This is a genomic window from Pseudoalteromonas sp. S8-8 (assembly GCF_000497875.1).
GTDB classification, from domain to species: Bacteria; Pseudomonadota; Gammaproteobacteria; order Enterobacterales; family Alteromonadaceae; genus Pseudoalteromonas; species Pseudoalteromonas arctica.
The window spans coordinates 1-7402 of record NZ_AUTR01000012.1 but is presented as its reverse complement, the minus strand read 5'-3'; the positions used below and the strand labels follow the sequence as shown (position 1 = coordinate 7402).

Sequence of the window (7402 nt, the reverse complement as noted above, 5' to 3'; positions counted from 1 at the left end):
GGCTTGCGGGTCGCCGCCCCACTGTGCAGGAAAACGTTGGCTGCCCGTCCATGCTGAACGGCTAAACAAAAATGGCCCAGTTTTACAGTATTTTTCGGCGGCCTCAAAAACGCAGCGGTTGTACAACATGCTGTAAACGTTGTGCAGCCTAATACCGCTATCACCACTGTGAGATATCATATTGTCGTCTTCTAGCTGCTCGCCAAAATCCGCTTTTATCATATCTACGCCAAGCTCAAACAAAGGCTTATGCGATTCGAGCCAATATTCGTAAGCATCAGGGTGCGTAAAATCTAAAATACCCGATTCTGGCAGCGGCGTAAGTACTTCGCCAAATGGGCTTAAATCCCACTCGTATTGATACGCTTTACCTGTGCGTTTATCTTTTATAAGCCAACCGTTTTCGGCCGCTTTAGCAAATAATGGGTTATTTACCGAGATCATCGGGTATTCCCACACACAAATTTTAAAATCCATCGCTTTTAATTCATCAAGCACAGGTTTTGGGTCGGCGTAGCGTGTTGGGTCCCATTCAAATGCAAAGCGGGTGTCGGTGTCTTGCCATGCACGGCCATCAAGAGTAATTACGTCGCACGGCATATTTTTAGCGCGCACTTCGCGGGCAACACTAAGTAATTCGTCAGCATCTTTGTAATACGCTTTTGATAAAATAACACCAAAGCTCCACTGCGGTGGCACCGGTGCAAAACCTGTTAGCTCGCAGTAACGGTTGATGCTTTGGGCAGGTGTTTGTTCTTGATATAAAAATACATCTAGCGCGTCATCTTCAACTAAACATACATATGCACGTTGCGACCAAAGTGCATAACCTACGCCATGAGTTACCGGTGCGGGTGTATGTACAAATAAATTCCAGCCTTCTGGGCTCCATGCATACGGGGTATTTTTATAAGACTTTTCGGCGTTAACACCTAGCGCATCGTGGTTGTATGAACGAATAAGTTGGCCGCGTTTATCAAGCTTGCCCCATTTTTCGCCAAGACCATACACGGCTTCGTCGTAGTTAAGCTCTAGGCTTAATATCCAGCCGTTATCGGTTTTAGCTAGTGGCGGTAAACGGTGCTGGCGTACAAAGTGACCATCAGTTGCTGATTGCTGTACTAGCTCATCGTTTTTATAAAGTTTGAAATGAAAAGGGTCGCTGTAAAATTCTAGGCGGTATTCGCCACCACTTACGCTGTAATCATTATTGTTTTTGCTAAGTGTGAGGGGGTATTCTGATGGGGTTGTGGTTAATATTTTAAATTGCTCGTCATGCGTGGTGCCTGCATTTAAACGTAAGCCAAACTGGCTAATCGTTACGCTAATATCACCAAACTGAGTGGGCAAAACCAGCACATTACCTTGTAACTTTGGCTGTGCGGTTAAGCGTGCTGGCTCTATTGCGTTCCAGTCTGGCTCACGTAATTCAAATGCATTCATGGGAGTTCCTTAACCAATTATTAGTCTTGTATAAGACACAAGTTAAATAATTGTAATCCCCATGTCAACGTAAATAAACTCAAGATGAATTATTTACATCGCGATTTTTAAAATATCCCCGGCGCCGATGTTGCCACCAGCGATATACCACTTAGGCCAAGCAATGCAATTGCTATAATACGTACCCATTTAGCGTCAACGTAGGGCGTTAATTTACGAGCAAAATGCGTAACTAGCAACACTAAAGGAATAGCCGCTGCAATTAAAAACATAATGTCGAGCCCAGGCAAAGTACCAAATAAAGCAATACCTACACGTACTAGTCCACCAATAGTAAATACCGCTAATAACGTACTGCGAATAGCTTCAATAGACCAACTTTGCTTATAACATTGAAACACAAGCGGCGGCCCTGAGGTTGAAAACAACCCACCAAGTAACCCACTTACTCCACCGGCTATTAAAAATGAACGAGGACGACTTTGTTTATTTGTACGCTCGCGGCCAATCAGCATTAAAGCGCAGCAAAGCAAAATGCTTACACCTAAAGCAAAGTTTAAATAGTGTGTTAAATGTGACGACATATATTCAAGTAGTACAAAACCTAACAGCATTAGCGGAATACCGGTATACAACATAAGTTTTAGCTCGGGTACTTTTACCGAACTGCGGTTTTTAACGACCACGGTTGTTGAATTAACTAACCCCAGCAAACTCACTAAAAATGTAGTTGCCGTGAGTGGCAATACATCAAGTAACGTAAAGCTTGCAACCACCAGCAACCCAAAGCCAAACCCGCTAAGAGTTTGCATTACAGTGGCAAGGCTTAGGCACAGCGCCATAAGCAAAATGAGTTCAAAAGAAATACTGAGCACTTTTAATTTCCTAAGGGTGAGCTATTGTAGTGTAACGATTTGTTTTTAGGCATAATGTATATTTTGCGCCTATTAAACATTACAGCAGTAGTTCACGTTTAATTGAGCTAGCGCAAATATGCGTAAAAGGTTTCACCTATGCTATAACTACAGGTGGATTAAATTTAATGGTAAATAATAATGAGTAACTCTATGTTTGATCACAAATTAAGTGGCCCAAGCTTGGCTTTTCAACCACTTTACTTACAAGTGGCTGATTATATTAAACAGCTCATTGTTGAAAGACGTTGGGTACCTGGCGAAGCACTACCAAGCGAATTTCGCCTTGCTGAAGAATTTAACGTAAGCCAAGGTACAGTTCGTAAAGCACTAAACTTATTAACCGACAATAAAATAGTAACTCGTCGCCAAGGCGTTGGTACGTTTGTATCGCAACATACTGCGCAAGATGCCTTATTTAGGTTTTTTCCGTTACAAGCAGACGGTAAAGGTGCCGATTTGCCAAAGGCTGAACTGCTATCGGTTGAGCTTTGTGCAGCGCCAGTTGAAGTAATAGAAGCGTTACAACTCAATAAAAAAGACAAAGTTACCAAGCTTGTTCGTAGGCGTATTCTTGATAACGAATTTTGCATGAGCGAAACTATATACCTACCACAAAGCTACTTTCCTGATATACATCAAAGTAGTGATATTCCGCATACATTGTACCATTACTATCAGACCAAATTTAACCAAACTGTACACAAAACCCAAGACAGTATTAAAGCCGTACTTGCTACAATGGATGATGCCAAAATGCTTGCTATAAAAGCTGGCGATCCACTGCTGTTGGTATCACGCATTACCGAATCAATCGAAGGTAAACGTATTGAATACCGCCAAAGTAAATGCCGTAGCGATCATTACCACTATCAAATTGAACTTGATTAATTAAAAGCGTGTTTAGTGCTAAAAACCCACTTTAGCGCATAATAATTAAATATTTTTTAAAGGCAGCAAACGCTGCCTTTTTGCTGCCTGTAGGTTTTTTAACTGAACCATTTACTGCTTTGCTGTTAACACAGTATTGACACTGTTTGATTCGTATAATAACTTATGTCTTATACAAGACCTAAGTCATTATGCATTTTTAACAGGAATTCCCAATGAGTTCATTAAATAATATCCCTCCAGTAGGGTTCGGTTTATGGAAAGTCGCGCAAGAAGATTGTGCACAAACGGTATACCAAGCCATTAAGGCAGGTTACCGCCATCTTGATTGCGCATCAGACTACGGTAACGAAGAACAAGTAGGCGATGGCATCGCCCAAGCAATAAACGATGGCTTATGTACCCGTGAAGAATTATGGGTAACATCAAAACTGTGGAATACCTTTCATGCACCAGAGCATGTTGGCCTCGCGATTGATAAAACACTGAGTGATTTAAAGCTAGATTACCTAGACTTATACCTAATTCATTTTCCGATTGCGCAAACATTTGTGCCAATAGAAACCCGCTATCCACCAGAGTGGTTTGTTGACCCTACAGCGCAAAACCCACAAATGGAGCTTGCAAAAGTACCACTGTATTTAACGTGGCAAGCAATGGAAGAACAAGTACACAACAACAAAGCAAAACGCATTGGGATATGTAATTACTCAAGCGCACTGCTTCACGACTTAATGACCTACGCAAATATCAAACCCGCTATGTTGCAAATTGAGTCGCACCCTTATTTAACGCAAGAGCGATTAGTAAGACTCGCAAAGCAGTACGATATTCCGGTTACTGCGTTTTCACCACTGGGTGCGCTTTCATACCTTGAGCTAGAAATGGCTGATAAAACTGAATCAGTTCTTGAGCAAAGCGTTGTTAAAGCGGCCGCACACAATCATGGCAAAACGCCAGCACAAGTAGTTCTTCGCTGGGGCGTGCAACGCGGCACTGCCATTATTCCTAAAACCTCAAAACTTGAACGCATGAAAGAAAATCTCACACTGTTTGATTTTGAATTAACAGAGCAAGAAATGGCGCAAATTTCTGCGCTTAACAGTAATCGCCGATTCAACGACCCTGGGCACTTTTGTGAAGCTGCCTTTAACCGCTTTCACCCAATTTACGATTAGGAACATACAATGTCAGCTACCGAAATTAACTACGCCTCAGTGCCAACTCAATTAACATTCGATGATTCGGTTTTTCCGTGCATTGTTGTTAATAACAATAACGCCAGCACCGTTGAAGAAGCGGTAGCTTTCATTCGCGCAAATAAAAGTGAATTGGCTACAAAACTTCGCAGCTCAGGTGCTGTGTTGTTTCGTGGCTTTCCTGTAAATAGCGCCGAAACATTTGATACTTTTTCAGCCGGGTTTGATTATGACAATTTTACTTATAAAGAGTCACTGTCTAACGCGGTACGTATTAATTTTACCGAACGTGTATTTACAGCTAACGAAGCGCCAAAAGATGTAGAAATATACTTACATCACGAAATGGCGCAAACGCCTATTTCGCCAAGTAAATTATTCTTCTTTTGTAAATCGGCCGCAGAAGAAGGCGGTGCAACACCTCTTTGCCGATCAGATAAATTATTTAGTGCATTAAAAGAATACGACAGCAAGCTTGCCCATGACTTTGAACACAAAGGCCTAAAATATACCACCTATATGCCAGCCGCTGACGACGCAACATCAGGCCAAGGCCGAAGCTGGAAAAGTACGCTAAGTGTAGAAACCAAAGACGAAGCACATAATAAATTAACCGAACTTGGTTACGAGTGGGAATGGCTTGAAGACGGCTCACTAAAAGCCGTTACACCAGTACTGCCTGCTGTAGTAACTCTTGAAAACAACGTACAGGTTTTTTATAACCAACTGATTGCCGCTTACATGGGCTGGAAAGGTGTACGCGATAATCCATCAATTGCCATTACCTTTGGTGATGGTAGTGCGATTCCTAAAGTTGGACTTAATAAAATTGTGGAGCTTTCTAAAGTATTTACCTTTGATCTTGCATGGCAAGACGGTGACGTTGCTTTAGTTGATAACGAAATGGCTATGCATGGTCGTCGCCCTTTTACAGGTGAACGTAAGCGCCAAGTATTAGTAGCACTTACCGCAGCTAAAGCGTAATGCAGCGCTTAAGTAGTAAATTAAGCTGTAAAATATCACCTTTATGGCAAGGTGCCAGCATTGCTGCAATGACTGGCCTTGCCGCCTTATTTTTAAGCGAACATTATGGTGCGCCAGCCATGTTGTTTGCTTTGTTACTGGGTATGGCAGTCTCATTTTTGTATCAAAGCGATAGCCCTTGCGCCAAAGGTATCGATTTTACCGGCACCACGGTTTTGCGTGTAGGTATAGTACTGCTAGGCACACGCATTGCGCTGGGAGATTTAGTAACACTGGGTTGGCAAACAGCACTTATGTTAGCGGGCGCCATATTTACCACTATTATTTTAGGCGTAGTGCTAGCGCGCGCATTTGGCCTACAAAAACGCTTTGGTGCACTAACAGGTGGCTCGGTTGCTATTTGTGGAGCGTCTGCTGCGCTGGCTATCTCGTCTATTATGCCAAACAGCGAACATAAAGAGCGCGACACCTTATTAACCGTTATTGGCGTAACAGCTATGTCGACCCTTGCTATGATCCTCTACCCTATTGTGGTTAATTATCTTGAGTTTGACGCCCATAATGCAGGCGTATTTTTAGGTGGCACAATACATGATGTAGCCCAGGTAGTGGGTGCAGGTTATTCGGTATCACCAGAGACAGGCGATATAGCAACTCTAACTAAACTTGTACGTGTTGCCATGCTACTACCTGTTGTACTTATTATGATGGTCGTTATTAATCGCTCAAACAAAGAAAAACACGGAGAATTACCTAAAGTACCTGGCTTTTTAATTGGCTTTGTAATACTCATGATAATAAATAGCTGCTTTTCACTTCCTACAATAGTACTTGAAACCGCTAACGAACTTTCGCAGTTCTTTTTAATTGCGGCTATTTCAGCCATAGGAATGAAAACTAATTTAGGAAAGCTTACCGAAGTAGGTATGAAACCCATTATTTTAATTGTGGCTGAAACACTTTGGATTGCATTATTAATACTTGGATTTGTAATTTGGAGCTAATGAATCAAGTTATTTAAGGTATATATCAAAAAAATCAGTAGGTAATTAGGTCATGTTTTAACCACTTAAAACTTGCATTTTACCTACTCTAGAACCGCGTTCTAATACAAACATAAAGCATTGATTAAATTAAAATTAACTCAAATTAAGACGCAAAAAAGATCACCTTAATCATGACTGGTTAGTTAAAAAACAAACAAACTAATAAAGCACTTACTCTAAAATAAATTTACAATAGGGCTTGGTATATAGCTCAATTTACTGTTATCCTGCTTGGCATCGGGTTGACAGAAAACCCTATTTATTTGTAAGTACCACGTTGTTTTAGTAATAATCCTTCGCGTTATCCTCAGTTAAATGTATGTTTTCTTCCTGTTAAATTGCCTAATTTAAGGCGCACTTTTATTAATTCTTAGGATACTATTATGTCTAATACTACAACTGGTACAGTTAAATTTTTCAACGAAGCAAAAGGTTTTGGTTTCATCGAGCAAGAATCTGGTCCTGACGTTTTCGCACATTTCAGCGCAATCTCTGGCGACGGTTTCAAAACTCTAGCTGAAGGCCAACGTGTACAGTTTACTGTTACTCAAGGTCAAAAAGGTCCACAAGCTGAAAACATCGTTAGCATCTAATTGCTTTCGTTAAAATGGGTTAGCAATAACCCATTTTGAATACTAGTTTGAAAGAAGTTTTGTTTTATTTGTTAGTACCCCGTTGTTTTAGTAATAATCCTACGCGATATCCTCAAGTTAACTATTTTTTCCGGCTCAATCGCCTCTTTTCAGGCACACTTATATTAATTTTTTAGGATACATATTATGTCTACTACAACTACTGGTTCAGTAAAATGGTTTAACGAAGCAAAAGGTTTTGGTTTTATCGAGCAAGAATCTGGCGCAGACGTGTTCGCACATTTTAGCGCAATCTCTGGCGACGGTTTTAAAACTTTAGCTGAAGGCCAACG

The 7402-nt window shown here is 41.1% G+C and carries 8 protein-coding genes; 6 read left to right on the top strand and 2 right to left on the bottom strand.

The window, feature by feature from the left end:
* Both L659_RS0103380 and L659_RS0103375 read right to left on the bottom strand, forming a co-directional pair.
* The coding region (locus tag L659_RS0103380; RefSeq protein ID WP_024589598.1) for a TIM-barrel domain-containing protein at positions 1-1443 on the bottom strand (1443 nt) is incomplete at its 3' end.
* Between the two features lie 107 nt (positions 1444-1550).
* Positions 1551-2318, bottom strand: a complete 768-nt coding sequence (locus L659_RS0103375) for a sulfite exporter TauE/SafE family protein (RefSeq protein WP_024589597.1) — start codon at positions 2316-2318, stop codon at positions 1551-1553.
* Between the two features lie 180 nt (positions 2319-2498).
* Here L659_RS0103375 and L659_RS0103370 point away from each other — a divergent pair, with 180 nt between their 5' ends.
* The 6 genes from L659_RS0103370 to L659_RS0103345 form a co-directional block, all read left to right on the top strand.
* Complete coding sequence (locus L659_RS0103370) at positions 2499-3248, top strand: GntR family transcriptional regulator (protein WP_024589596.1); 750 nt, start codon at positions 2499-2501, stop codon at positions 3246-3248.
* Positions 3249-3463: 215 nt separating this feature from the next.
* Positions 3464-4426 carry an aldo/keto reductase gene (locus L659_RS0103365; RefSeq protein WP_024589595.1) on the top strand — a complete coding sequence of 321 codons (963 nt, stop codon included), beginning with the start codon at positions 3464-3466 and terminating at the stop codon, positions 4424-4426.
* Between the two features lie 9 nt (positions 4427-4435).
* A complete protein-coding gene (locus L659_RS0103360; protein ID WP_024589594.1) occupies positions 4436-5431 on the top strand; it encodes a TauD/TfdA family dioxygenase in 996 nt (331 codons plus the stop codon).
* The gene (locus tag L659_RS0103355; protein ID WP_024589593.1) at positions 5431-6435 is read left to right on the top strand and encodes a YeiH family protein; all 1005 of its coding nucleotides are present in this window, start codon (positions 5431-5433) and stop codon (positions 6433-6435) included. Before L659_RS0103360 ends, L659_RS0103355 begins: the two co-directional genes overlap by 1 nt.
* Positions 6436-6860: 425 nt before the next feature.
* On the top strand, positions 6861-7070 hold the full coding sequence (locus L659_RS0103350; RefSeq protein WP_006792548.1) for a cold-shock protein: 210 nt from the start codon (positions 6861-6863) through the stop codon (positions 7068-7070).
* A 186-nt stretch (positions 7071-7256) separates the two neighbouring features.
* A partial coding sequence (locus tag L659_RS0103345; RefSeq protein ID WP_021031994.1) for a cold-shock protein occupies positions 7257-7402 on the top strand: 146 nt, incomplete at its 3' end.

What these genes read in the sequence shown, in the direction of transcription:
- L659_RS0103370 (WP_024589596.1), top strand. Translation starts at nt 2,499, where the DNA reads ATGAGTAACTCTATGTTTGATCACAAATTAAGTGGCCCAAGCTTGGCT.
- L659_RS0103365 (WP_024589595.1), top strand. Translation starts at nt 3,464, where the DNA reads ATGAGTTCATTAAATAATATCCCTCCAGTAGGGTTCGGTTTATGGAAA.
- L659_RS0103360 (WP_024589594.1), top strand. Translation starts at nt 4,436, where the DNA reads ATGTCAGCTACCGAAATTAACTACGCCTCAGTGCCAACTCAATTAACA.
- L659_RS0103355 (WP_024589593.1), top strand. Translation starts at nt 5,431, where the DNA reads ATGCAGCGCTTAAGTAGTAAATTAAGCTGTAAAATATCACCTTTATGG.
- L659_RS0103350 (WP_006792548.1), top strand. Translation starts at nt 6,861, where the DNA reads ATGTCTAATACTACAACTGGTACAGTTAAATTTTTCAACGAAGCAAAA.